Source organism: Paraburkholderia denitrificans, from assembly GCF_042655705.1.
In the GTDB taxonomy this organism is placed as follows: Bacteria; Pseudomonadota; Gammaproteobacteria; order Burkholderiales; family Burkholderiaceae; genus Paraburkholderia; species Paraburkholderia denitrificans.
Window position 1 is genome coordinate 76,104 of the sequence record NZ_JBHSMP010000007.1, and the last position, 25,599, is coordinate 101,702.

Here is a 25,599-nt window from a genome sequence, read left to right on the forward strand (position 1 = left end):
CGGGCCGTCAAACTATCTGGACGTCGATGCGTCGGCTTTTCCGGGCAGGCTCAGTGCACTGCGCCGTGAAAGCTGACCTTGAACGCATACGACAACAATTCAGCATCGTCGGCGATACCGAGCTTGCGCATGGCCTCGGCCTTCAGTGCGTCAATGGTGTGTCTGGACCGGTCAAGCTTGCGCGCAATCTCGACGGTCGACATGCCGGTCGCGTAGAGCTGGATCACCTGTACCTCAGACTTCGATAAACCCATGCACAGGCCAAGACCGGTGACAGCAGGTTCCTGCGTCCGGGTTCCGCAGACGGCTTTGCGTGAAAAGGACGCGTCTTCCGTGCACGCAGTGCGGATGGCGGCGATCAGATAGCTCGGGTCAACCGACTTGTTGATGCATGCACGCACACCGATCTGCGTGAGTTGCCGCGCGATGGCGGGGCTATCGATGACGGTAAAGGCGACGATTCTTAAATCCGGATACCGGCGACGCAGCCAGGAAAACATCTCGAAGCCGTCGCCAAGCGTTCCGTTCGGCATCATGTAGTCCGATACCAGGACATCGCACGGTTTCGTTTCGAGTAATTTAACCAGCTCGTCGGGATTATTCGCGGTTCCGGTGATTCTTATTGCTTTGACTGCGCCGAGTATGCATACGACGCCAGCAACAATCGTCGGGTGATCGTCGGCAATTATGACGTCAATGACCATGTTGATCCTGGTGATTCCCGCGATCGCTTCGATAACTCACTGCACGGCACCCTGTTCCTGGCGAGGCACATAGCCGGTAAAGTGCCAGCGACCATCGTCTTCGAGGCGAAAACTCAGTTTTTCAAACACGTTCGCGCCGGTCGCGAGAGTCGTTGCGTAGTCGATATTCGCATACAGACCGTCGGGAAGTTCGAGCGCGTTTTTGTAGATGATCCGGGTGATCTGTGCCCAGCCACGACGGTTGACCGTGCCGAGCTTTTTCCGGGCCTCCAGGATGCCGGTTTCGAATTTCTCCCGTTCGATACGATCTTTCACGAATTTGGCCGCACCATTCCACACGACTCTGATCTGCCCGTTGTCCAGGTGACGAAATACGGCGTCTGCCTCCTGCAGCAGTTCGTTGGCCGACTCGCCATTGGATTGCGCGTGCGCGTTTAAAGCCGCGGCGAGTGCAATGATGGTAAGGGATGATTTTATGAGCATGTTTGCCATGTGCCTGGTCGTGCGAAAAGTTTGGAAAACCAACGTGCCATGAGAGTCGCAACGCTCACCAGCCATATCCGAATCCCGCGCCGTACGTCTTGTTGTCTCCCGAGATGCCGATGCCGACCTTCAACACTGCGTTCGACGACAGATTCGCGCTCGCGCCGAAGGCCATACCGGATTGCCCGGCGAAACGCGCTACGCCCACCGCGACAGTGAATGTTTTGCCTGGCGCTACCTGCGGCAGCATGGTCAGCGCGGTGGCCGCGGCAATGCCTTGCCGCGCCATCTTGTTGGTGTTTTGTATTTCAGCGCCCAAGCTATTGATTTGCATTTGCTGATTCTGCACAGAGTGCGTGAACGACGTCGAAAGCGCATTGAGCTGGTTAAGGTTGACAGCGTCCGTGCCCTCTGTGCCTGGAGCCACGTTGATGATCTGGCGTTGCTGCGTATCGTTGCCTACCGACACGACGTTCGAACGGCCGCTGTTTGTGGAGTCCGCACCTAACGCAACTGAATTCGACCCAGGTGTGACGGTCGGTGCGACGCTGCCAGGCATGCTCATGTCGGCGCCAGTGCCTGGGGCACCGGACGAAGGCGGTTGGTTCGCAAAAGATGTCGACAGTGACGCGAGAGAATTGTTGAAGTCCTCCATGCCCGTGGAAAGCGAAGCGATCGAGCTTTCCGATGTGCTCAAACCTGTCGACAAAGAATCGTTGCCGCCGGCAAGCGGCGGAAGCGTATCCACGATACTGGTGGTCGTGCTCAAATCGGTGCTCAACGAAGATACCGAGGTGGACAATGAATTGACCGCTCGATACGCCGCGTCGAGCTGGCTGCCGTTCACCGCATCCGTGCTGGTGGGGGAAATGCGCCCCGCGGCGACATTGGTGATCTGGCGTTCTGCGCCCGGCGCGCCGACGCTGATCACGCTGAGCGGGGCGCCACCGGAAAACGCATAGGCGACGCCGCCAATCGTCGCACTCGATGTCGGGTTCGGAGCAGCGGTGATCGAACCGGCACCTAATGCGACAGCGCCCGCATTGTTCGCGACGGCGTTTGCGCCGAATGCGAGCGAGTCGGTAGCAGTTGCGGTCGAACTGCTGCCGAGTGCGATCGAATTGTCGCCTGTTGCAACGATGGCGTTGCCGATAGCGATTGCTTTAATACCACTCGCGGCATTGGTGAAGCCAATCGACACGGACTCGCCGCCCGTGGCCATCGCCTGCTGCCCGATGGCTACGGCGCCACTCGATTCGGCTTGCGCGCCATCGCCCAGGGCTACGCCGCCGGCGCCCGCCGCGGTTGCGTTCACGCCGATGGCCAGTGCATTGGCGCCCGTTGCGCCGTCATTGTTCCAGTTGCCCTGTTGCGTGCCGTTATCGTTGATGCTGTAGTAATGCGGTTTTATGCCGTCCACGGCGGTCGAAGTCGAGGTGGACAGCGACGCGATGGAACTGTTGACCGATACAAGTCCGGTGGACAGCGAGCCAATGCCGGTCGAGGTCGACGTCGATAGTGCGGTGACGGTGCTGGTGGTCGTGCTCAGGCCGGTCGAGAGAGAGTCGATCGAACTGGTCGCCGTCGACAAACCCGTCGAGACCGATGCCGACAACGCAGTGACGGTACTGTTGGTCGAACTCAAACCGGTCGACAGGGAATCAAGCGTGCCGGTGCCCGTCGAGATTCCAGTCGACAGCGAATTGAGCGCAGCGTTGGTTGCGTAGAGCTGCGAGCCGTTGATGGCATCGGTACTCGTCGCGGAGATCTGGCCGGCAGCAACATTGGTGATTTGACGCTCCGCCCCGACAGCCCCCACGCTCACGACACTCAATGGATTCGAACCCGCGAAAGCGTAGGGTACGCCGCCGATTGTCGCGATGGCTCTGGCTGCCGGCCTGGGTGCGGCAGTGATCGAGCCGGCGCCAATCGCGACGTCATTGGCGTTGTTTGCGACGGCGTTCGGTCCGAGCGCGATCGAATCCGTGCCCAGCGCCTGGCTGTCCGGGGCGGTCGAGTTGGCGTGGAAGTACTTGATGCCCTGGCTATTGATATGGTCGATGGCTGCGCCGATGCTGTTGGCGCTACGGGTCGTGCCGTTCGCGTTGTACATCGTGTACGACGGCGCGGAGATGGCGCCGGTGGCGGCATTGTAGGTCGCGCCTCCGCCGAGCGCTGCGGCAGTGCTGGTGCCCAGATTGTCGGTTGTGACCGCAACCGTACCCAAACCGGTGGACAGCGAGCTGACGCTCGATGAGGTCGAGGTCGACAGGGAGCTGATCGAACTGGTGGCCGTCGAAAGGCCGGTCGACGCGGATGTCGATAGCGACGTGACGGTGCTGTTCGTTGAACTCAGACTGGTCGACAGGGAGCTGACGCTGGTCGAAGTCGACGTCGATAGCGACGTCACAGTGCTGTTGGTCGAACTCAACCCGGTCGACAGGGAACTGACGCCGGTCGACAGGGAGTCGATCGAACTGGTCGCCGTCGACAGACCCGTCGAGACCGACGTCGACAACGAGGTGACGGTGCTGTTGGTCGAACTCAGGCCGGTCGACAGAGAACCAACCGTGCCGGTGCCCGTCGACAATCCCGTCGACAGCGAATTGAGGGCGGTGTTGGTCGCATAGAGTTGCGAGCCGTTGATGGCATCCGTACTCGTTGGGGAGATCTCGCCGGCAGCAACATTGGTGATTTGACGCTCCGCCCCGATAGCGCCCACGCTCACTACACTCAATGGATTCGCGCCCGCGAAAGAGTAGGGTAAGCCGCCGAGTGTCGTACCGGTTGCCGGTTTGGGCGCAGCAGTGATCGAGCCAACGCCAAGCGCGACGTCATTGGCGTTGGTTGCGACGGCGTTCGGTCCGAGCGCGATCGAATCCGTGCCCAGCGCCTGGCTGTCCGGGCCAGTGGAGTTGGCGTGGAAATACTTGATGCCTTGACTGTTGATATGGTCGACGGCCGCGCTGACGCTACTGACGCTACCGGTCGTGCCGTTCGCGTTGTACATCGTGTACGACGGCGCGGAGATTGCGCCGGTGGCGGCATTGTAGGTTGCTCCCCCGCCGAGCGCTGCAGCAGTGCTGGTGCCCAGGTTATCGGTTGTGACCACAACCGTACTCAAACCGGTGGACAGCGAACTGACGCTCGATGAGGTTGATGTCGAGAGGGAAGTGATCGAACTGGTGGCTGTTGAAAGTCCGGTCGACAGGGAGCTGACGCTGGTCGACGTCGACGTCGATAGCGAGGTGACCGTACTGTTGGTTGAGCTCAGACCGGTCGACAGGGAATTGATGCCGGTTGAGGTGGACGTCGACAGCGACGTGACGGTGCTGTTGGTCGAACTCAGTCCAGTCGACAGGGAACTGATTCCAGTCGAGGTCGATGTGGACAGCGAGGTGACCGTGCTGTTGGTCGAACTTAATCCGGTCGACAGAGAGCTGATGCCAGTCGAGGTGGACGTCGATAACGACGTGACGGTGCTGTTCGTTGAACTCAGTCCCGTCGACAGGGAACTGATGCCAGTCGAAGTGGAGGTCGACAGCGAAGTGACGGTGCTGTCTGTCGAACTCAGCCCAGTCGACAGAGAACTGACGCCGGTCGACAGAGAGCTGACGCCAGTCGACAGGGAGGTGATTCCCGTCGAGGTCGACGTCGATAGCGATGTGACGGTGCTGTTCGTTGAACTCAGTCCAGTCGACAAAGAGCTGACGCCGGTCGACAGGGAACTGATTCCCGTCGAGGTTGATGTCGATAGCGAGGTGACGGTGCTGTTCGTTGAACTCAACCCGGTCGACAGAGAGCTGATGCCGGTCGACGTGGACGTCGACAGCGAAGTGATCGAACTAGTGGCTGTCGACAGTCCTGTCGACAGCGAGCTGGCGTTGGTCGAGGTTGATGTCGATAGCGACGTGACGGTACTGTTGGTCGAACTCAACCCGGTCGACAGAGAGCTGATACCGGTCGACGTGGACGTCGACAGCGATGTGATCGAACTAGTGGCCGTCGACAGTCCAGTCGACAGCGAGCTGGCGTTGGTAGAGGTCGACGTGGACAGCGAGGTGACCGTGCTGTTCGTCGAACTCAACCCGGTCGACAGAGAGCTGATACCGGTCGACGTGGACGTCGACAGCGATGTGATCGAGCTAGTGGCTGTCGACAGTCCTGTCGACAGCGAGCTGGCGTTGGTCGAGGTCGACGTGGACAGCGAGGTGACCGTGCTGTTAGTCGAACTCAACCCGGTCGACAGAGAGCTGATACCGGTCGACGTGGACGTCGACAGCGATGTGATCGAGCTAGTAGCCGTTGACAGTCCTGTCGACAGCGAGCTGGCGTTGGTCGAGGTCGACGTGGACAGCGACGTGACGGTGCTGTTAGTCGAACTCAACCCGGTCGACAGAGAGCTGATACCGGTCGACGTGGACGTCGACAGCGAAGTGATCGAACTCGTGGCCGTCGACAGTCCTGTCGACAGGGAACTGGCGTTGGTCGAGGTCGACGTGGACAGCGAGGCGAGACCACTGTTGGTGGAACTCAGTCCGGTCGACAGAGAACTGGCATTGGTCGAGGTCGAAGTAGACAACGAAGAGACCGAACTACTCGTTGAACTCAGCCCGGTCGACAGCGAGCTAATCGATGTCGAGTCCGCAGTAGACAAACTGGCGATACTCGACGCCGTCGTGCTTGCGACAGAATAAAGTTGGCTACCGTTGATTGCATCGGTGCTTGTGGGGCTGACCAAACCGGCCGCGACGAACTGGAGACGTTTCTCGGTACCGGTGCCGCCGATACTGACCACGCCTGCGGCACCGCTTGAACCAGCAAAGTTACCGAAAGTCAGGTTTCCGATCGTTGCGCTGCTATACACGCCAATACCGGCCGTCGCCGTTGTCGCGGTTCCAACGGTGGTGGCTGCTTGACCCAGTGCAACCGATCCAGTGACGCTTGCTGTGGCATTCGGGCCAAGGGCTGTCGTAGTGGAGCCGTTGGCTAACGCCCAGTTGCCGAGAGCCACACTGCTCGCGCCTGATGCGGTTGCTTTGTTACCGAGAGCCGCACTGCTCCCGCCGGAGGCGGTTGCATTGGGTCCGAACACCGCAGCCGACGCATTTGACGCCACTGCGGACGTGCCGATTGCGATAGATCCGTTGAGTCCGCCCGATGAAGCCGTGGCGCCGTAGCCAATCGCCACCCCCCCGGTTGTAGTCGTATCGGTGAAAGCGCTGCGGCCAATTGCAACTCCATTTACGCCCTGGGCACTCGCTCCGCCAGTGCCGGTATTATTTCCTCCGCCAATTGCAACCGAACTGTCTCCGGCTGCACGGGTGTCGTTACCCACTGCAACAGATCCCACGCCGCCACTGCTTGCGCCCGAGCCCAGGCCGACGGTCCCCGAATTCGACGCGGTGGAATTGTTACCCACCGCGATGCCGTAAGCCCCGCCTGCACTGGCATTGGTACCAATGCCAATCGAGTTGGCCCCCGTTGCGTTTCCGCCCCCAGCGGAGTATTGGCCAATGGCGGGGCTGGAAACGAAAAACGCCGTCAATGAAATAGCAGCTGCAATCGCTTTTTTATTGACGGCGCCAGCAGATCTTCCGCGAACGGCATCAATTTCAGATGCTGCAACCCATGCGCCAAGCGCCTCATTCCAGATCGAACGATATATTTTATTCATTTCACATCCCCGATACCTTACCTCGTAAATAAGGCAACCGCCTGAATACGATAAATGGTTGCTTCGCAAAATTAAACGGCAAAACGGATTCGCCAGATGCATTGCGCGAATGCGGTGCGAATTAATCTGACAGCGAAATCCAAATTCAGAGAAAGCAATTAACGGAATGCGACACGAACAGTATCAAAATTTATTGGATTTATACATTGAACTTGTCTGATTTTTATACTTATAAACATCATTTGCGCATCGTTTTTAATCTGATTTGCGTAAATGCGATGGCCGTGATCTGCCCCCCTGCAAACCGGGCTGGCAGGGAGCCAGGTAAGGTTCGCTTTCGGAGAAGAGGCGAGCATGAAGAAGGGCTTTGCAGAACAGCAGATCCTGGCTGGCGTAATCGTTGCCCCATGGCATCGGGGCCACAACGAGCACAGGCCGCATCGCGCACTGAGCTATCTTTCGCCGGTAGAGGGCATGGCAAATCATCGGGCAACAGCAGCAACGCATGTCCGGTGTGAAATTAACCCGTTAAATTGCCTTCTTGAATGGATTGTGCAAATGCAATTAAGCCTGATGGCGGCAAGAATCTGATTTTGATGTTGCAGCCGATATAATTTATTGTCGGTAATATCAATATTTATTTGATCGATGGATTCGCGCTATCCTGTTTTTGCATCGTGGAATTCACGTTCGACCATAATTTATCAATCTGATTGAGCCTGCGAGAGCACAATACAAGGTTGCAGTTGTTATCAGACAGGAAGTAGGCAGAATTAAAGACAACGCTGAAATTGCCGTTATGCAGTAAAGATTCGGCATGACTTCCCCGGTACGCTTGTATGCCGATTTACGCCGGACGGGCTTGGATCAAGAGCACCTGCAACTGCGTACGGGGAGCAGGCGACTGCAGTTGACGCTTTACGGAAAAAATCGGTCTGAATCGGGCTGTTCGTACAAGGCAATGTGGTGCCAATGTGCACCTGCCAAAGTGTTTTCGTGTCGATAAGCGAGCCGGGCAATAGCGCCACTTGCTGTCGACTTAACTCAGGGAAAAGTTGTGAGCGAGCAGCTTCAGCACATCATCGACAGCGAGCACGAGCGCTGGGCGCTGAACATATCGTCAGCGTTGCGTTCACTGCGCAAGTATGGCTTTTTCGTCGTGCAGGACCCTAACGCGGCCGCACTGCTCGCATCCGACCAGCAGCGCCAGGCACGCGAGGCAGCCTGCCATCTGCTTGCGGTGCCGGCGAATAACGAGAATCTGTCCACGCACGCTGTTCACGAACTCGCACGCACGTTGCTCGAAGACGGCGTGGCTGGCCTCAAGCATATTCGCGGGCTGGAATAGCCCGCGCGCCGATGGCGGCCGGCGGCGCCATCACGTAGCGCAGCGAAGGCTATTCGGTGGTGCGTACACGCTGACCGTGCGCAGCACCCGTATGAGTTGCCGGTTGCTCGGGGGAAATTAAGGCGCCGACAATAAGCAATGCTATAAATATGGCAAGGATGATGCCGATTCGCTTTAGCAGTTTTTTCATGCGCAATTAATCTGCCCAGAACACGTTGGCTGGAAAACTTCAACAAGCGGCGCGGCATTGTAAATGCGCGCATGACCGGCACGCCTCATAGAGTACGCATCGGCGGCAATCTGGAATAAACGGTGGCCAGGCGGATCGGGAGGGCGCGGCCTGGGCCTTCGGGGGCGATATGGTTCGTCGCTTCACCATTTGAAGTCGTGAAACCGATGCATATCCGTCAGTGCCAATGCGGAGTGGGCTGCATCGGTACGTCACTCGGCTGCTTCATCAAGCCGAGCAGGCTTTTCCTCCCGCCGGACGATAGCTGCCCGCTTTCGCCTGATCTTCGTACATGTAGACGCCATGCTTCGTATTGCCGTAATACGGCGAGCCAGGGCAGTGATAAACGCCTGACTTCGTATTGACCCACACCAGGACTCCATCGCCCGGCGGGCTTGTCGAGCCCGGCATTTGCAGACCTGCGCCGTTTAGCACCATCGCGAGCCGCACGCCTGCGCGGCTCAATTGCAGAGCGACGTCTTGCTGTGCAGTGAAAACATAGTCGTCCGGCAACGCAAAGGTTCCCGAACTGTTCGGCGCGGGCAGCTTGCCGTACACATCCTGCTTCGCGATGTCGAACGCCTCTAAAGACCAGTCGCGCGGCGTCTGCGTCTGCCAGCTTGCGACCTGGCCGCTGTTGATGTTGTCGATCAATTGACTGGCGACCGTATTGGTGTCGCTGCCGAGCTGCTTGACGAACGCCGTGTCCCAGTAACTATGCAGCTTGCCAGGCGCGATGCCGGGTGCCGACACCATCTTGTCGTTGCCGCCGCGATCGCTGCTGTCGCTTGCGTGCAACGGTTGGTGCAGGTCGCCAACGAAGTGCAGCAGGAACTGGAGCGCGAGCAGACGTTCGGCGTCGGTGGTCTGAGGCGCCGCCAGCTCCTTCGTGAATTGATCCACTTTATCGACCACGCATGCAGTAGCCGGGCCGGCGGAAGCTGGCGCGTTGAGCGGCAATGGCGGATGGCCAAAGCACGCGGCATCAATGTCGCCGTCGCTGATTTCGGTGTCGACGAAGTGCCAGTTCGCAGTTTCAGGATGTTTGTTGCGATAGCGGTCGGCCCAGCTCGCTTCGCTGGCCATGTCCGTCGAGGTCAGGCCTGTGCTGTCGTTTGCGAGCATGGCGTTGACGGCGGCACGCGTGCTGCTCGTCAGGTAGTGATCGGCGATCTTCGCGACGATCCGGTGCCCTCCATCGCCCCACGCGAAAGCGCTTGGGGCGATGGAGAGGAGCAGCGCGCCGCAGGCCAGCCAGTGGCGGACGAGGTGGCGGGATTGAGTTGCAAGGTTGAACGGTTTCGTCGGTGCAGCTTGGAGCCTCGACTCGGGTGCTGTCATTTGATGATCTCCGGCGTGTCTGGATGGAAATGAACGCGCGTTGCAAGAACATCAGTATGACGAATCAACTGCGAACTCACGATGACGATCAGCGCCGAAGGCCAACTTCGAAAGCGTGATGTGCTATGCATTCATGCATGAACTCGACGCTGCGATTGCGTATCGTGGTAGCCTTCGCTCCACGGTTGCTTCAATTCCGGAGTTCGGTTCAGATGTTTATATTGGACTGCTACGGAAAGTCACGACTGCTTTCAGCGGATTGTGGACGTTACCGGGTATGGTAAAGACTTCCCAAAACACCTTCTTTCTCATGCTTCTGGTCGCGCAGGGTTTTGAGTGCCGGTTGCGCAGGCAGGGCGCGAGAACGGGAGGCCGGATTGTCGGTGCGCCCAGCGCGCGCAAGAGGTTGCGTCCGAGAATAAGTCGCGCCTATCGGTCCGTGACGCGGCGTATCCAGTGCATGGTATTTAAATTTTGTCGCGATATCGTAAAGAGGTGAAGCGCCATGAAAGTTGGCGGAATGGAAAAATTTTCCATTTGCATTGCCACTCCAAGTCTCCGGTCGATGATGTCGTCAAGTTACGTGCGATCCATTTCCGAGCTGCAGGCAAAATGCTATTCAAGGGGTTTTGGATTCGACATCAAAATTGTCAACGGAGTCAGCCCGATAGACCACGCTCGAAATTTGCTGGTTAGTATTTTTCTAAAAGAAACAAATTGCTCGCATATCTTATTTGTCGATGATGATATAGGGTTTAGCGTTGACGAGTTAATTGCGATGTTCGAGCAGGTGAATGATGCCGACGTGGTCGGCGTAATCTGTCCAAAGCGAAAAATCGACTGGCATCGTATCAAGAAGGTTGTGCTGGCTCATCCGGATATCAATCCGGCGCACCTGGCTAATCTCGGCGGTAGCTATGACGGTATGTTTTCCATACCGAACAATGCTGCGACGGTTTCCGTCGGGCAACAACTGATTCCCGTCGATGCTGTTGGCACGGGGTTGATGCTTGTCTCGCGCGCATGTTTCGAGCGCCTCAGAAGAGTGGCCAATCTCACTTCGTACTATATGAACGAATACGATGGGCTACGTTGCGAGTCGTATTTTCAGTCCCGCCCTGGCCTTGGAGAAGATTTTGCGTTCTGTAAACTGGTTCTTCGTCATGGCGGCACAGTGCGCGGCGCGACAAATGTCACTGTCACTCACTCGGGACTTCATGATTACATCGGAGATCTTCCGGGGATTGCGAAATACGAATTCCCCGCCTAACCCTTCGAAGCGCGAACTGCGGCGAAAATGCCTCGCAGGAGTTCGACCGGCGAAGGCGGGCAGCCCGGTATGGTGACATCGACGGGCAGCAACTGCGCGAGCGGGCCGCAGACGGCATAGCTGTCACGGAACATCCCTCCTGTGCACGCGCACTCGCCGGCGGCCACCACCAGCTTCGGAGCGGGCGTCGCCTCGTAGGCCAGTCGCACCGCTTCGCGCATGTTCGATGCGAGCGGCCCGGTTACCAGCAGCATGTCCGCGTGCCGGGGGCTCGCAACGAAGCGGATCCCGTGTCCCTCGATGTTGTAGTACGGGTTGTTGAGCGCGTGAATCTCCAGCTCACAGCCGTTGCACGAGCCCGCGTCGATCTGCCGGATACACAGGGCGCGACCCAGCACGTCGAGGATTTGCTGGTGCAGTTGCTGGGACTCCGTGCGCCAGTCGTTGCCGCCCTCGGGGACGGGTTCGGCCGGTGCGCGGGTGCTCGCGATTCGCTTGAGAAGTTGCCACGTCACAGGTCGTGCCCCGCATAGCAGAGGTTGAACGATTTGTTGATGAGCGGAAAGTCCGCAACGATATTGCCGATGATCGCCACTTCGACGGCGGGCCAGTTTTGCCACGACGGGTCATGGCAATGGCAGCGGGCGAGCGTACCGTCCTCGCCGGTTTCGAGCGCGACCAGCACGTCGCCGCGCCAGCCTTCGATCCACCCGGCGCCATAAGAAGGCGCGCGCGCGGTTTCAGGTTGAACGGCAACGCTGCCGCCTGGCAGGCCCGCGACGATCGCACGGATCTGACGCAGCGATTCATCGATTTCGCTAAACCGCAGCGCGACGCGGGCGGCGACATCGCCGCGTTTGTCGCTGGCGTGGCGCGCGCCAATCTCGCCGTAGGGAACCGGCCCATGATCGCTGCGCAGGTCCATCGTGGCGCCGCTCGCCCGCGCGGCGAGCCCGCATACGCCGAACTGGGCGGCCATCTGCGGGTTCAGGATGCCGGTGTTCGTGAAGCGATCTTGCAATCCAGGGTGATCGTCGTAGATGCGTCGCATCGAGCGGACCTCGCGCTCGATGCGCTCGCTCTGGGCGACGATCGCGTCGGCGCAAGCCTTGCTGAGATCGCGCGCTACCCCGCCGGGCTCGACCGCGTCGAACAGGTAGCGGTGGCCGAAGGCCTGCTCGTTCAGGCGCAGCCAGTCCTCCTTCATCCGCGAAAACTGCGCGAGCCCGAAGGCGAAGCCCGCATCGTTGCCGAGCCCGCCGAGGTCGCCCAGATGATTGGCGATGCGCTCGCGTTCGAGCAGTAGCGCACGCAACCATTGCGCGCGCACCGGAATGGTCGTGCCGAGCGCACGCTCGAGCGCCATGCAGTACGCCCATGCGAACGCTACGCTGCTGTCTCCCGCGATCCTGCCCGCGACCCGATGGCCTGCAAGTGCCGGCGTTCGCTCGAACAGACGCTCGACACCGCGATGGGCGTAGCCGAGCCGCTTTTCAAGCCGCAGCACCTTTTCGCCGACGACGGAGAAACGGAAGTGCCCCGGTTCGATGGTGCCCGCGTGAATGGGCCCCACCGCGATTTCGTGCACACCGTCTCCGGTGACGCGCGTGAATGCGTAATCCGCTTCGTTCGATTCGAAGCGCTCCATGCCGGATGCGGATTTGCGCAACGGAAAGTAGTCGGCGGGCCAGTTGCCGTGATTCAGCCAGGGGCGCGTGTCGTCCGCCCCGCATGCGCGCAGCCCGGTCAGATCGTGGACGGCGCGCTGCATGCGGGCTGCGCACACAAAGCGCGCCGAGAGATCCGGATACCCGGCGGGTCCGGACGGTCCTTTTTCAAGCGGCAACCGGACCCAGAGCAGGCCGTCTTCGACGCCATAGGCCGCGCATATCGTGAACGTGCCATCGCGCGCTTCGGCGCCCCACATCGTCACGAGCCGGCCTCCGTTCTGCGCGACGAGATTGGCTACGCCGATCCATGCGGCGGCATCCGCCTGCACAACGAGCGTGGCCGGCGGATCGGCGAAGTGGGCGAGGCGGCTGAGGCCGGTTAACTGGAGTGCGTCGATCCGCATGAATCATCCTGCAATCATGGCCGCGGCCGCGTGATACCACGCCGCAAGCCAGGGGGGGATGTAGAGCCCGAGCATAAGCCCGATGGCCAGATGAATGAATACCGGCAGCAGGGCGGGCCGATGGTCGAGCCGGCGCGCAGTCGGTTCGCCGAATGCCATGCCTTGCACGTGCCGGAAAATGATTGCAAACGCAACGGCGAGCGCCAGCAGCAGAAGCGGTACGGCCCAGGGCAGCGCATGGATCGCCGTGGTGAGAATCAGGAATTCGCTCGCGAAAACACCGAACGGCGGCATGCCGAGAATCGCGAGCGCGCCGAGGATCATGCCCCAGCCGACAAGCGGGCTCACGCGAACGAGCCCGCGAATGCCGTCGATGGACTGCGTGCCGGTTTTTTGCGCGGCGTGGCCCACCGTGAAGAAAATGGCCGATTTGATCAGCGAATGCGTCGTCATGTGCAGCAGGCCGGCGAACGTCGCCACGGGTCCGCCCAGCCCGAACGCGAAGCTCATCAGGCCCATGTGCTCGATCGACGAGAACGAGAAGAGGCGCTTCACGTCCTTCTGTCTGAGCAGTGAAAATGTTGCGACGAGCACGGAGAGCAGCCCGAAGCCCACGAGCAGCCGTCCGGGCAGGCCGTTCTGAAGCGCGCCGTCGGCGAGCACCTTGCAGCGCAGCACCGCGTAGAGCGCGACGTTGAGCAGCAACCCGGACAACACGGCGGAGATCGGCGTCGGGCCTTCGGCGTGGGCGTCGGGCAGCCAGTTGTGCATCGGCACGAGGCCGACCTTGGTCCCATAGCCGATCAGCAGGAACACGAATGCGAGCGACACGATCACGGGGTCGAGGCTCGCCTTGGCGGCATTGAGGCTGGTCCAGAGCAGCGCGTCGCTGCCGCCCAGGCCGCGGCTTGCCGCGAGGTAAAGCAGGATCGTGCCGAAGAGCGCTTGTGCGATGCCGACGCCGCACAGAATGAAGTATTTCCACGCCGCCTCGATGCTGGCCGCCGTGCGATAGACGCTCACGAGCAGCACGGTCGCGAGCGTCGCGGCTTCCATCGAAACCCACAGCACGCCCATGTTGTTGGTCAGGAGCGCGAGCAGCATCGCGAACACGAACAACTGGTACATTGCGTGATACAGCCGCGTGCGGCCCGCACTCATCCGGCCACGGTCGCGCTCGGTGCGCATGTACGGTTTCGAGAAAACGGCCGTGGTCCAGCCGACGAACGCGGTCAGCGCCGCGAGAAAAACGTTGAGCGGATCGACGTAGAACAGCTGGCCGAACGCGAATGCCGGGCCGTGCGCCACCGTGTTCTGTGCAAGCAGGAGCGTGGCGGCGAAGGTCGCGAGGCTGAACCCGGCGTTCAGGACAGGTGCGGTGCGATGCGCGCCTGCCAGCGCGAGCGTCGCGCTCGCCACGAGCGGCAGCGCGAGCACCGCCGGGAGAATCCATGCGTTACACCCGGCAAAACTACAGGCGACACTCCAGGCGTTACTCATCGTCGGGCTCGCCGAGGTGGGGAATATCCAGGCTGTCGAACTGCTCCCGGATCTGGAACATGAACACGCCGAGAATCAGCATGCCCACGAGCACGTCGAGGCCGATGCCGAGTTCGACGAGCATCGGCATGCCGTTCGTGGCGGCAGCCGCGGCGAAGAAGAGGCTGTTTTCCATCGAAAGAAAACCGATCACCTGAGGGATCGCTTTCGCGCGCGTGATTATCATCAGGAACGAAAGCAGCACGCACGCGAGCGCGATGCCGAGCGTGCCGCGCGCAACCGACGAAGCGAACTGCGTGAGCGGCAGCGCGACGTTGAACGCGACAATCACGAGCACGATGCCCGTGAGCAGCGTGGCGGGAATGTTGAGCAGCGATTCAATGTCGCTCGTCACGTTCAGGCGCTGCACGAGCCGGTAGAGGATCCACGGAATCAATCCGACCTTGAGCACGAGCGTCAGCGCGGCGGAGATGTAGAGGTGCGTGTCGGCGAGGAGGGAGCCGAGCACGAGATTGGCAAGGGCAAGCACGAGGCCCTGCAACGTGTAGAGATGGATCAGCGCGAGAATGCGCCGCTGGCTCAGCATCGCGAAGGAGATCAACAGCAGGATCGCGGCGAGGAGATTGATGATCTGCGTGGCAAGCCCGTGCATTACGCCCCCAACAGGAAATGGACGAGCATGCCGATGACGGCGAGCAGATACGCCGTCGCGAGGAATTCGGGCACGCGAAAGAGCCGCATCTTGGCGTTGAGCGTCTCGACGAGCGCGAGCAATGCGCCGCCCGCGAGGAGCTTCGCGAACAGCACGGGCACGGCGAACAGCAGCGCGAGCGGGTTGCCCGCCTCGGCGATGCCCCACGGCACGAAGAGCGCCAGGCCGATGCACGAGTACGCGAAGAGCTTCAGGCTCGATGCCCATTCGATCAGCGCGAGATGGCGCCCGGAGTACTCCAGGAGCATCGCCTCGTGGATCATCGTGAGTTCGAGGTGCGTCGCGGGATTGTCGACCGGCAGGCGTGCGTTTTCGGCGAGCGACACCATGGTGAACGCGATGCCTGCAAAAGCGAGGCTCGGATAGATGGCCAGCTCGCCATGGCCGAGCAGGCCGACGATGCGCGTGAGCAGCGTCGACTGCGTGATCAGCGAGGCCGAAAACAGCACCATGAGCAGCGCGGGCTCGGCGAGGAAGCCGACGAGCATCTCGCGTCGCGCGCCGAGCGTGCCGAACGCTGTGCCCGCATCCATCGCGGCGAGCGAAGTTGCGACACGGGCGAGCGCGAACAGCCCGACGAGCGCGATCGCATCTGCGGCGGGCGAAAGCGGCAGGTCGGTCGAGAGCGTGGGGACGATTGCGCACGCAAGCGTCATCGCGCCCCAGACGACATAGGGTGTGAGGCGCGTGATGGGACTCGAATGCTGCGCGACGACCGATTCCTTGTTGAAGAGCTTGTGCAGCGTCCGGTACGGCTGCCAGATGCTGGGGCCGCGCCTGCCTTGCAGCCGTGCGCGGCAGATGGCGACCCAGCCCGACAGCAGTGGCGCCGCGGCGAGTGCCACGAGGATTTCGAGCGCTTGCGAGAGCAGTCCGGAAAACGTGATCATCTGCGCACCAGGATGAGCAAAACGATCAGCGCGGCGAAGCTGTACGAGAGGTAGACGGCGATCCGGCCGGTCTGCAGCTTGCCCGCGAGCGCGCCGATGCGCTGTACGGCGCGTGCAAGCGGCGCGTACAGCCAGCCCCATGTGCGGTCGGCAGCAACCACGTGGTAGGTCGGCTGCGCGTCGAACGGCGAGGGCATGTCGCGCTCGATCTTGAAGAGCGGCGTGAAGATTTCGCGAATCGGCTGGCCGAAGCCCTCCGCCGTATCCTGCATGCGTGCGGTCACGAACGGATTGCCGCAGGCCCATGGCGCCGAGCGACGCAACCGGCCGTGATAGAAGCGCCGCACAAGCAGCCACGCGAGCGCGCAGCAGCCGAGGAAGAACGCGAGGAAGACGGCGGGCATGTAGCTCGCGCGATCGACGCTGGTGGGAGCGAGCAGCAGCCAGTGACTTGCCGACACCGCCGCGCCGAGATCGGCGCCCGCGAGTTGGCGCGTGACGGGCGCGAGCAGCCGGACGATCTGCACGGGCAGCAGCCCGAGCAACACGGTTGCGGCGACGAACCAGCAGAAGCCGGCGCGCCCCCACGCACCGGGGTCGCGTGCACGCGTGAGCGAGGCTTCGCGGGGTTGTCCGAGAAAGACGATCCCGAAGAACTTGACCATCGTGTAGCCCGCGAGCGCCGCGACGAGCGCGACCAGCGCGGCGATAACCGGCACGGCCATGTTCAGGAAGGTATTCGGCAGCGCGGGCGTGAAGAGAAAGCTCTGCAACAGCAGCCATTCGGAGACGAAGCCCGAGAGCGGCGGCAACCCCGCGCTTGCCAGCGCGCCGGCAAGCGCGGTCCAGGCCGTCCACGGCATCCGGTGAATCAGGCCGCCGAGGCGGCCGAGATTGCGCTCGCCCGTCGCGTGCAGCACGGCGCCCGTGCCGACGAACAGCAGGCTTTTGAACGCCGCGTGGCTCGCGATCTGGTAGAGCAACGCGGTCATCGCGAGCGCGGCGAGGCCGTTCATGCCGAACGCGCGAAACAGGACGGCGAGCCCGAGGCTCACGAACATCAGCCCGATATTGTCGATCGACGAATACGCGAGCAGCCGCTTCATGTCCGACTGGATCGCGCTGAACACTACACCGAGCAGCGCGGTGAACAGGCCGAGCGCGAGCATCAGCACGCCCCACCAGGCGATTTGCAGGTGCAGCAGATCGAAGACGGTACGCAGCAGCCCGTAGAGGCCGGCCTTCAGCACGAAGCCGCTCATGAGCGCGGAAACCGGTGAGGGTGCGGCGGGGTGCGCCTCGGGCAGCCACACGTGCAGCGGAAAGATGCCGGCCTTTGCGCCGAAGCCCACGAGCGCGAGCACAAAAGCGACCGACGCCGGGAAGGGCGCGAGGTGCTGCGCGCGCATGGCGGCGAAGGTGTAGTCGCCGGTATCGGCCTGCATCAATCCGAACGCAACGAGGATTGCCAGCGCACCGACGTGGGAGATCAGGCAGTAGAGAAAAGCCGCGCTGCGGATTTCGGCGATGCGCGAGTTGCTCATCACGAGGAAGGTGGCGGAAAGCGTCAACGCTTCCCAGGCGACGAGGAAGCTGTAGGCGTCGTCGGCGAGGAGCACGAGCGCAAGGCTCGCGAGGCACACGTGATATTCGAAGCACAGCAGGCCGGGTGAGGTGCCTTCGCCTTTGCGGAAATAGCCTGCCGAGAATGCGCTCACGCCTGTGCTCACCATGCCGAGCACGGCGAGGAAATAGGCCGAGAGCGCATCGAGGCGGAAGTGGAATGGCAAGCCGGGGAGGCCGAGCGGCAGCACGATGGTTTGTGCCGCGCCGGTCATAGCGGCGATGCCGAGGCCGAACATCAGCATGCCGAGGAGGGCGCCCGCCGGGAAAAGCGCGTGCGCCACCACGCGTGTGCGGCGCAGGTTCGCAAGGCCCGCGCTCCCGATCGCCAGCCAGCCGGCGACAACGTACAGTGCGAGCTGGATCACGAAGCGATGTTCCATCGAACCTGGTCTCCTGTCGCGTCAGCTAGGCGCCGCAAGCTATTTCGTTGTGTTTCATGTGCTTCGCGTACGCGCCAACGTCAGGATCGAGGTCGCCCGAAAGTACGATTTCGCGTGTATCGATCTTCTCACGAGTCGATGCCGCGAGCATCGGGACGAGCGGATTTAAGCCGTGCGTTGAGCAGAATGACAACGCCCGATTCCGCCAACTATGCATGCGTGGTGTGCAGGTAACTCGTCTCATGTCGAGCGCATTTGGTTAACACCGTATGTTAACGGCATTAACAGGCTAGCAGAACTGCTCCGGCATGACCAGAGCGGAGCGTCACGCAGGAAAGGCGTGGTTGCGTTTACATATCATGCAAATCACATTAACATGCAATTACACTTGTGTAACGACAGCAGGGCAGCCTGCGCTGGCAAATGAAGAAGCCGGCGCAGCGGGCAGAAAGGGGTTGGGGATGATTGACGTCGAGGTTCCATTGCTGTCGCACGACTGCCGGCGCTTGTCTTTGCGCGAGGCGGCGGGCGAGCAGGGGCTTGTCGCCGTGTGCGTCGGTCAGGCAAGCGGGCGTGGTTTCCAGCTGCTCCATCGCTTCGAGGCCACATGCGACAGGCTCGATGCGACGGGCGTCAACGTCGTGTTCGTCTATCCGGCGAAAGCCGCACGCCATGCACAGGACGCGCTTTCGGTCATGGCGGCGCGCTACAGGCGCAGGCCGAGCCTGTTACTCGACGATACCGATCTGTTCTTTGTTCGCGAGGTGCCGGTCCATCAGCTTTGCGCCATGCGTTTCGATCGTTACATGACATGCGTCGAATCCGTCGCGATTACCGTGCGTGAGCCTCAGTGGGACGTGCGATTGCGGGAGTTTCTGGTCAGGGAGCACAACAGGCACGCAGACGCGGCTTGAGCGGCATGGATCGCGCTGCTGGATTGCGCGAACTGGTTGTGGCTGGATCAATGTGCCAGGCTGCTTTCCGCCCTTTTGTTACTGCGGCATGCAATGTGGCACTCATTGTGGCTTTCAGGCACGGCGTACATTCCCGCCTGGGTCAGTATGCTAAGCTGCCGCCGTCGCGGGACGCCGCAGCCAAACCATGTTTTGGTCGCTGCCGTCCGGTAGCGATTATAATTTGATTAACATATTTGGACGGCAAGCCTCCGCGTGATGGAAACCAAAAGCGCCCGACTGACGATACTGATCGACCCCGCCAAGAAGGCCGCATTCGAAGAACTGTGCGCGGCGCAGGATCTGACTCCTTCGCAAGTCGTCCGTCAATTGATCCGCGAATATCTCGCGCAGCACGGCGTGACGTACAAGACGAAAAGCACCGTCGGGACGCGGGTGCGCCGGTAAATCCCATACGCGTCCAGCCTGCCCGAAATGGCAGGGCGCCCCGCGCTCATATCCGCCTGCGCGTTGTCGCAGGCCCTTTTTTTACTGATCAAAAACCAACGCCGTTGCAGGTGCGAGGGTCGACTTATGAACGTATTGCCGCCGTGTCCGAAATGCCATTCCGAATTCGTGTATGAAGATGGCGCCGTCTATATTTGCCCCGAATGTGCCCACGAATGGCCCGTGACGGAAGCTGCTGCTTCGCCCGAACCCAGCGCCAAGGTTTATCGCGATTCAGCAGGCAATGTCCTGCAGGACGGTGATACGGTGACGGTCATCAAGGATCTTAAGCTCAAAGGCTCGGGCGGCACGATCAAGATGGGTACGAAGGTCAAGAATATCCGCCTGGTCGATAGCGACCACGACATCGACTGCAAAGTGGATGGCTTTGGCGCAATGAGTCTGAAATCGGAATTCGTCAGGAAGGCGTAACGCGCGCCGCGGGTCGCATCTGGAAGCTGGACGGTTGGCGCTTTCGTTCTGTCGCCCAACTGTTCTTTAGTCAGACTGCGACTCGCGCTATCGCGGCGGGCGTATATCTCGCTTACGAGATGGATTTACGTCCGGACAGCGCGGCAGTGGGCGAAGCGCTGCAATCTTTTGGTTTGATGTTTATTTTGTAATTAACATAATACAAATTATCCAAATTTTTTGTGTAAGAGCAAAGTAGTAGTGTCGTACTTCTGGCTAAGTTCAAATGTCCGCTTTCCAAGCCAACCGTAAGCTGCCCGGCTCATAGCGCGAGCCGCGATTCCAGCACGGCGACAAGCACTGCGACAATTAACCCGCGCGCGATGCAGCGCATCGCGATCTGGCCAAATCGCTAGAATAGCGGGCGATGCGTCCTGCCTGACGGATTTCGGACGCCGCCTCCGATTCCCCATCCACAGCGTCAGTCATGGCCCGTATTCAGCTGCAGTTTCCGGAAGACCAGTACTTTTACTCGACCCAGCTCACCGTTCGCGTTACCGACATCAACGGAGCCAATCACCTCGGCAACGATTCGATGATCTCGATGATTTCGGAGGCGCGCGCCCGCTTCCTGTTCGACGCGGGCCTGGAAGCCACAAAAGGCGCGCACACGAGCATCATCGTCACGGATCTCGCCACGACCTATCGCGCCGAAGCCTATGCGCGCGACCAGTTGTGCTTCGAAGTCGGCATCATGGATTTCAACAAGTACGGCGGCGACATCATTTTCCGCATCACCCGTCCCGCGGACGGCGCGCTGATCGCCATGGCGAAATCGGGTTTCGTGTTCTTCGACTACGAAGAAAAGAAGGTCGTGCCGATGCCGCGCGCGTTCAGCGACAAATTCCCCACCGTCGACACGATTGGCTGACGCACCCTGCTTCTTGATGCGCGCGTTTCGTCAAGCGCCGTTCAGGGCCGCTCGCCGCGCGCGAGCCGGTTGTCGATGTCGTTCACGACCGGCAGCAGATCCGCCACGCTGTCGATCACGTAGTGCGCCCCGGCGCCGCGCAGGCGTTCGACGGCCGCCTCGCGACGGCGCCTGAATTCTTCGGGCGGCAGCGCGCGCACCTCTGCTTCGGTGAGTCCAAATGCGTTGCCGCTCACGGCGACGCCCACGGCCCACGTTCCGCCGTTGATGCCCTCCTCGATGCCGACCTCGGTATCGTCCACCTTGATCGTCTCGCGCGCGAGCCACACGCCCAGTTGCGGCAGCGTGCGATAGATCATGTACGGCGACGGCCGCCCTTCGGGCGTGTCGCCGGTGCAGACGATGCTGTCCGGCTCGAAACCCTGCGCCGCAGCGCCTGGCACGATCTGGTCGATAATCTCGCGCGTATAGCCTGTCGTCGTGCCGATGCGTACGCCTCCGGCGCGCAGCGCAGCGGTGACGGCGGCCACGCCGGGGATCACGTCGCTGTACTGTGCCGCGACCGCGATATTTTTCGGCACGAACACGTCGTAGACCGCGTCGATGTCGGCTTCGCCCGGCGCATGTCCGTGACGCGCTTCCCACGCTTTCGCGACGCGCGGCAGCGCCATCAGCGCCGCAATGTGCGGTCGCTTGGCCATGCCCATCGGACCGCGCGCCTCGTCGATCGTGATCGGTACGCCAAACGCTTCGAAGGTCTCGACGAACGCGCCCATCGGCGCGCGCGAACCGTAATCGACTACCGTGCCTGCCCAGTCGAAAATCACCGCTTTAACGTGTTTCATTGCCCTGTGTCTTGCGAAATATCTGCGTAGAGAGGTTTCTGCTTGCTCGATCATCGATCGGCGATCAGCGACTCGCGCCCGGCGTTTACGCCACGAGCGCTTCGCGCTTGCCGAGCGCCGCGGTTGCGGGCGCCCCGCTCGTCACACCGAGTGTGCCCAGCGCATTGCGGCACGCTTCGATCACTTGCCGCATGATGGTTTCGTCGAGTGCGCCGATGCAGCCGATGCGAAAACTCTCCACCGTCGTCAGCTTCCCCGGATAGATGATGAACCCTTGCGCCTTCATCAATTCGTAGAAGCGCTCGAAGTTGAAGGCTGGATCGGCGGGCGAAAAGAACGTGACGATGATCGGCGAGCGCCATTGGCCGGTCAGCAGCGGCTCGAAGCCGAGCGAACCCATGCCTGCCACGAGCACGTCGCGATTGCGCGTGTAGCGTGCGAGGCGCCCCGGCTGGCCGCCTTCGAGCGCATAGAGGCGCAACGCCTCGATGAACGCCGCGACGGCATGCGTGGGCGGCGTGAAGCGCCACTGGCCGGTGCGGTTCATCACCTCCCACTGGTCGTGGATGTCGAGCGCAAGCGAATGGCTGTTGCCCTTCGCGTCACGCAACACATCTTTTTTCGCGATCACGAAGCCAAAACCGGGCACGCCCTCGATGCACTTGTTCGCCGACGAAACGAACGCATCGCACGGCAGCGTGCGCACGTCGAGCGCAACCGCGCCGAACGCGCTCATCGAATCGATCAGAAGACGGCGGCTCGCACGCGCCGTGACGGCGGCAATTTCCTCGATCGGGTTCAGGATGCCGGAACTGGTCTCGCAGTGGACCACGACGACATGGGTGATCTCCGCATTCGCGGCGAGGATGCGCTCGACGTCGGCTGCGCGCGGCGGCAAATAATCGCCGGTGTCGTGCACGGTGTGGCGGCGGCCCAGATAGCGCAGCGTCGTCGCGATGCGCTTGCCGTACGCGCCGTTCGCAAGCACGAGCGCGTGGCCGTCGCGCGGCACGAAGCTGCCGAGCATCGCCTCGACGCAATAGCTGCCGCTGCCCTGCAGCGGCACGCAATCGTATTCACCGTCCACATCGTCCGTATCGCCCGCAATGTCCAGCAGGCTGCGGCGCAGCCGGGCCGTCATCGCACGGAAGTCGCCGTCCCACGATCCCCAGTCGCGCAGCATCGCCTCTTTCGTCGAAGCGGCTGTCGTGAGCGGGCCGGGAGTCAGCAGATACGGTTCGGCGGGGGCGGTCATGCGGTGGGCTCCGGTTTGGCGTTCGACATCAAAGCCCGATAGCCTAGCCGAACGGTACGCATCGGTAAAATCGATATAATCGATGTGCCTATAAGTTGAGCTTATTCCAACCGGATTCCCATGCAATACGCACAGTTACGCGCCTTTCACGCGGTTGCCGCACACGGTGGTTTTTCGCGTGCCGCGCAGGCGCTATCGCTCACGCAGCCCGCCGTATCGGACCATGTGCGGCGGCTCGAGCACGACTTCGGCGTCAAACTCTTCGAGCGTGCGCCGCGCGGCGTCGAATTGACGGACCTCGGCAAGCGCCTCTTTGCCATCACGCGTCAGATGGTGAATTGCGAACGCGCCGCCCGGCGCCTGCTTGAAGCGGCGGGCGCGCTCGAATCGGGCGAACTGTCGCTGATTGCCGATGCACCCGACCTCGCCATCAAGCTGATCGGCGGGTTCCGGCGACGCTATCCCGGCGTGGTGATCAGGCTGTCGATCGCCAACGCGGCCGAATGCCTGCGCCGCGTGCTCGCAAGTGAAGCGGATGCGGCCATCACGGCTGCGCGCCAGGTCCACAGCCGCCTGCAGACGCGCGTGCTGCGCGAGGAGCCGCTCGTGGCGGTCGTGCCCGCCGACAGCCCGGCGGCCAGGAAGCGCCGCATGACCTACGAGGAGCTGGTGCGCGAGCCGATGGTGTTTCGCGAGGCACAGTCGGTCACGCAGCAACTGCTCGAAACCGAACTCGTGCGCAAGGGACTGCAGGTGCAGCCGGTGCTCTACGTCGATGGACGCGAGGCGCTGCAGACGGCCATCGCGCAGGGTGTCGGCGTCGGCGTGATTGCGCACGCGGAATTCGGGCAGTCGCCGCAGATCCGCATGATGGCGCTCGCGGACTGCCAGGTGCGCATGGTCGAATCGCTGACGCGGCTCGCGGACCAGTCGTCGAATCTGCTCGACGCCCTCTTTGCAACCGAACTCGACTGAGTGCCACGCTCGGCATTCAGGTAACGACGATGCCGGTGCCGATGGCATGCAGGAGGTCGCGCAGCGCCTCGGCCTGCTCCATGCCTGCCCCGGATCGCAGGTCGATTCGTACCGCACGCCCGGCAATGCCGTCGACGGGCCGCGCGAGCCATAACTCCACGGCCAGCCCGCGCCCTTCGGGTTGATCGACCGCGGCGGGTTCGACGACGCGCGGCTTGAAAGAGGCGGATTCGGACATGGCGTGGACCTCATCGTGGAGAATGCACCATGCCATCGTAGTGGCGGACGTACGCCGCACCAAATGACGAATGCGCGTTTGCAAATGACGGCCGCGCCCCGCCCAGGCACCTGCACCTGCACCTGCACCTGCACCGCTATTTTTCCGCGCCGGCTCGTGCGCCGCGTGGCAAACTGGTCGAATCGTTCCACTTCGGAGTTCGTCATGGAACGTCCGTTCACCGATCGCCGTGAAGCCGGCCGGATGCTCGCACAGCGTCTTGGCGCATTCGCGGGGCGGCGTGACGTCGTCGTGCTCGCCCTGCCGCGCGGCGGTGTGCCCGTTGCATACGAGGTGGCCGCCGCGCTTGGCGCACCGCTCGACGTGCTGCCGGTCTGCAAGCTCGGCACGCCCTGGCAAGCGGAGCTGGCGATGGGCGCGCTGTCCTCGAACGGCGCGCAGTTCGTCGACGAAGATCTGGTGCGCGAAGCCGGCGTGAGTGCGGCGCAGTTGCAGAGCGCCATGGCCCTCGCGCGCATCGAACTGGGCCGCCGCGAGGCGCGCTACCGCGGCGAACGTCCGCTCGAACCGGTTGCGGGCCGCGTGACGCTCATCGTCGACGACGGCATCGCAACAGGCGCATCCCTGAAGGCCGCCGCACGCGCCGTGGCGAGTCTCGGTCCCGCACGCATCATCGCCGCAATGCCAGTCGCACCCGCTGGCGCGCGCCTGCGGCTGGGCGGCGCCATCGACGATCTTGTGTGCGTGCACACCCCGCTTCAATTCTTCAGCGTCGGTCAGTTCTACCTGGACTTCGACCAGGTCGACGATGACACGGTGCGCTATCTGCTCGATCAGGCCGCAGGCGGCGCGGGCAATACGTGAGCAACGCCTGAGAAGCCGCGCGCCCTGCCGCTTCAGCGCACGGGGTTTGCGGCCTTCTCGCCGACAACCGTTTGCCACGGCCGCACGCGCCAATGCTTGACGAGCCCGGCCGCGACATAGGGATCGGCGCGCGCGAAGGCTTCGGCGGCCTCAGGCGAATCGCCCTCGAACAACAGCAGCGCACTGTCGTGTGGCTCCGCCACCGCTCCTGCGAGCAGCAGTTCACCGCGCGCCACGGCGGCCCACGCGAGCGCGAGGTGCGCGTCGCGGTGCGCGGCACGCCGCTCCAGATAATCGTCGACGAGTTCGTACATCAAGAGCCAGTGCATCGTGTATCTCCTATAAATCGGGGCCTGTTCACATTCCGCGTAATTTGTGAAATCCGCACAATCCACGTAACGCCGACAGGCCGCATTGTGCTGCACGCGTGTCAACCGCTGACATTA

The 25,599-nt window shown here is 61.7% G+C and carries 23 protein-coding genes; 9 read left to right on the forward strand and 14 right to left on the reverse strand.

The window, feature by feature from the left end; translation table 11 throughout:
• Positions 1-50 precede the first annotated feature (50 nt).
• The 3 genes from ACFPTO_RS03550 to ACFPTO_RS03560 are packed head-to-tail and all read right to left on the reverse strand — an operon-like array spanning position 51 to position 6,864.
• The gene (locus tag ACFPTO_RS03550) at positions 51-704 is read right to left on the reverse strand and encodes a response regulator (protein WP_377709505.1); all 654 of its coding nucleotides are present in this window, start codon (positions 702-704) and stop codon (positions 51-53) included.
• A gap of 36 nt (positions 705-740) precedes the next feature.
• Complete coding sequence (locus ACFPTO_RS03555; RefSeq protein WP_377709507.1) at positions 741-1,196, reverse strand: DUF4019 domain-containing protein; 456 nt, start codon at positions 1,194-1,196, stop codon at positions 741-743.
• Between the two features lie 55 nt (positions 1,197-1,251).
• Positions 1,252-6,864 (reverse strand): ESPR-type extended signal peptide-containing protein, encoded by a 5,613-nt coding sequence (locus tag ACFPTO_RS03560; protein ID WP_377709967.1) that lies wholly within the window; start codon positions 6,862-6,864, stop codon positions 1,252-1,254.
• A gap of 354 nt (positions 6,865-7,218) precedes the next feature.
• Between ACFPTO_RS03560 and ACFPTO_RS03565 the strand changes: the two genes are divergently transcribed.
• Together ACFPTO_RS03565 and ACFPTO_RS03570 are read left to right on the forward strand one after the other, a co-directional pair.
• Positions 7,219-7,455, forward strand: a complete 237-nt coding sequence (locus ACFPTO_RS03565) for a hypothetical protein (protein WP_377709508.1) — start codon at positions 7,219-7,221, stop codon at positions 7,453-7,455.
• A 466-nt stretch (positions 7,456-7,921) separates the two neighbouring features.
• Positions 7,922-8,212 (forward strand): hypothetical protein, encoded by a 291-nt coding sequence (locus tag ACFPTO_RS03570; protein WP_377709509.1) that lies wholly within the window; start codon positions 7,922-7,924, stop codon positions 8,210-8,212.
• 457 nt (positions 8,213-8,669) lie between these two features.
• Here the strand turns inward: ACFPTO_RS03570 and ACFPTO_RS03575 are convergent, their stop codons facing one another.
• Positions 8,670-9,782, reverse strand: coding sequence for a S1/P1 nuclease (locus tag ACFPTO_RS03575; protein ID WP_377709510.1), 1,113 nt, complete (start codon positions 9,780-9,782; stop codon positions 8,670-8,672).
• Positions 9,783-10,287: 505 nt separating this feature from the next.
• Between ACFPTO_RS03575 and ACFPTO_RS03580 the strand changes: the two genes are divergently transcribed.
• Positions 10,288-11,052: a DNA ligase-like domain-containing protein gene (locus ACFPTO_RS03580; RefSeq protein ID WP_377709511.1), complete on the forward strand. Its 765-nt coding sequence runs from the start codon at positions 10,288-10,290 to the stop codon at positions 11,050-11,052.
• Here the strand turns inward: ACFPTO_RS03580 and ACFPTO_RS03585 are convergent.
• The 6 genes from ACFPTO_RS03585 to hyfB are packed head-to-tail and all read right to left on the reverse strand — an operon-like array spanning position 11,049 to position 18,234.
• Positions 11,049-11,567 carry an NADH-quinone oxidoreductase subunit B family protein gene (locus ACFPTO_RS03585; RefSeq protein ID WP_377709513.1) on the reverse strand — a complete coding sequence of 173 codons (519 nt, stop codon included), beginning with the start codon at positions 11,565-11,567 and terminating at the stop codon, positions 11,049-11,051. The genes ACFPTO_RS03580 and ACFPTO_RS03585 overlap by 4 nt on opposite strands.
• Positions 11,564-13,126 (reverse strand): hydrogenase large subunit, encoded by a 1,563-nt coding sequence (locus tag ACFPTO_RS03590; RefSeq protein ID WP_377709514.1) that lies wholly within the window; start codon positions 13,124-13,126, stop codon positions 11,564-11,566. The genes ACFPTO_RS03585 and ACFPTO_RS03590 overlap by 4 nt, the downstream gene beginning before the upstream one ends.
• Positions 13,127-13,129: 3 nt before the next feature.
• Positions 13,130-14,626 carry a hydrogenase 4 subunit F gene (locus ACFPTO_RS03595; RefSeq protein WP_377709516.1) on the reverse strand — a complete coding sequence of 499 codons (1,497 nt, stop codon included), beginning with the start codon at positions 14,624-14,626 and terminating at the stop codon, positions 13,130-13,132.
• On the reverse strand, positions 14,619-15,278 hold the full coding sequence (locus ACFPTO_RS03600) for a formate hydrogenlyase (protein WP_377709517.1): 660 nt from the start codon (positions 15,276-15,278) through the stop codon (positions 14,619-14,621). Before ACFPTO_RS03600 ends, ACFPTO_RS03595 begins: the two co-directional genes overlap by 8 nt.
• Positions 15,278-16,228 (reverse strand): respiratory chain complex I subunit 1 family protein, encoded by a 951-nt coding sequence (locus ACFPTO_RS03605; protein ID WP_377709519.1) that lies wholly within the window; start codon positions 16,226-16,228, stop codon positions 15,278-15,280. Before ACFPTO_RS03605 ends, ACFPTO_RS03600 begins: the two co-directional genes overlap by 1 nt.
• Positions 16,225-18,234: a hydrogenase 4 subunit B gene (hyfB, locus tag ACFPTO_RS03610; protein WP_377709520.1), complete on the reverse strand. Its 2,010-nt coding sequence runs from the start codon at positions 18,232-18,234 to the stop codon at positions 16,225-16,227. Before hyfB ends, ACFPTO_RS03605 begins: the two co-directional genes overlap by 4 nt.
• Before the next feature lie 344 nt (positions 18,235-18,578).
• On the opposite strand from hyfB, the gene ACFPTO_RS03615 reads away from it, so the two are divergent.
• The 4 genes from ACFPTO_RS03615 (at position 18,579) to ACFPTO_RS03630 (ending at position 20,976) form a co-directional block, all read left to right on the forward strand.
• A complete protein-coding gene (locus ACFPTO_RS03615; RefSeq protein ID WP_377709521.1) occupies positions 18,579-19,148 on the forward strand; it encodes a hypothetical protein in 570 nt (189 codons plus the stop codon).
• 258 nt (positions 19,149-19,406) lie between these two features.
• Positions 19,407-19,595 carry a ribbon-helix-helix protein, CopG family gene (locus ACFPTO_RS03620; protein ID WP_293042551.1) on the forward strand — a complete coding sequence of 63 codons (189 nt, stop codon included), beginning with the start codon at positions 19,407-19,409 and terminating at the stop codon, positions 19,593-19,595.
• Positions 19,596-19,721: 126 nt separating this feature from the next.
• Positions 19,722-20,066 carry a zinc ribbon domain-containing protein YjdM gene (locus ACFPTO_RS03625; protein WP_377709523.1) on the forward strand — a complete coding sequence of 115 codons (345 nt, stop codon included), beginning with the start codon at positions 19,722-19,724 and terminating at the stop codon, positions 20,064-20,066.
• A gap of 466 nt (positions 20,067-20,532) precedes the next feature.
• Positions 20,533-20,976: a thioesterase family protein gene (locus ACFPTO_RS03630; RefSeq protein WP_377709524.1), complete on the forward strand. Its 444-nt coding sequence runs from the start codon at positions 20,533-20,535 to the stop codon at positions 20,974-20,976.
• Positions 20,977-21,017: 41 nt separating this feature from the next.
• Here the strand turns inward: ACFPTO_RS03630 and phnX are convergent, their stop codons facing one another.
• Both phnX and ACFPTO_RS03640 read right to left on the reverse strand, forming a co-directional pair.
• Positions 21,018-21,821, reverse strand: coding sequence for a phosphonoacetaldehyde hydrolase (gene phnX / locus ACFPTO_RS03635; RefSeq protein WP_377709526.1), 804 nt, complete (start codon positions 21,819-21,821; stop codon positions 21,018-21,020).
• Between the two features lie 85 nt (positions 21,822-21,906).
• Positions 21,907-23,076, reverse strand: a complete 1,170-nt coding sequence (locus ACFPTO_RS03640) for a 2-aminoethylphosphonate--pyruvate transaminase (RefSeq protein WP_377709527.1) — start codon at positions 23,074-23,076, stop codon at positions 21,907-21,909.
• 120 nt (positions 23,077-23,196) lie between these two features.
• On the opposite strand from ACFPTO_RS03640, the gene ACFPTO_RS03645 reads away from it, so the two are divergent.
• Positions 23,197-24,051: a LysR substrate-binding domain-containing protein gene (locus ACFPTO_RS03645; RefSeq protein WP_377709529.1), complete on the forward strand. Its 855-nt coding sequence runs from the start codon at positions 23,197-23,199 to the stop codon at positions 24,049-24,051.
• 16 nt (positions 24,052-24,067) lie between these two features.
• On the opposite strand, the gene ACFPTO_RS03650 is transcribed toward ACFPTO_RS03645, so the two are convergent.
• Entirely contained in the window at positions 24,068-24,289 is a 222-nt protein-coding gene (locus ACFPTO_RS03650; protein ID WP_377709530.1) for a hypothetical protein, read from the reverse strand.
• Between the two features lie 204 nt (positions 24,290-24,493).
• On the opposite strand from ACFPTO_RS03650, the gene ACFPTO_RS03655 reads away from it, so the two are divergent.
• A complete protein-coding gene (locus ACFPTO_RS03655; protein ID WP_377709532.1) occupies positions 24,494-25,153 on the forward strand; it encodes a phosphoribosyltransferase in 660 nt (219 codons plus the stop codon).
• A gap of 32 nt (positions 25,154-25,185) precedes the next feature.
• Here the strand turns inward: ACFPTO_RS03655 and ACFPTO_RS03660 are convergent, their stop codons facing one another.
• A complete protein-coding gene (locus tag ACFPTO_RS03660) occupies positions 25,186-25,482 on the reverse strand; it encodes a YciI-like protein (protein ID WP_377709533.1) in 297 nt (98 codons plus the stop codon).
• Positions 25,483-25,599 lie beyond the last annotated feature (117 nt).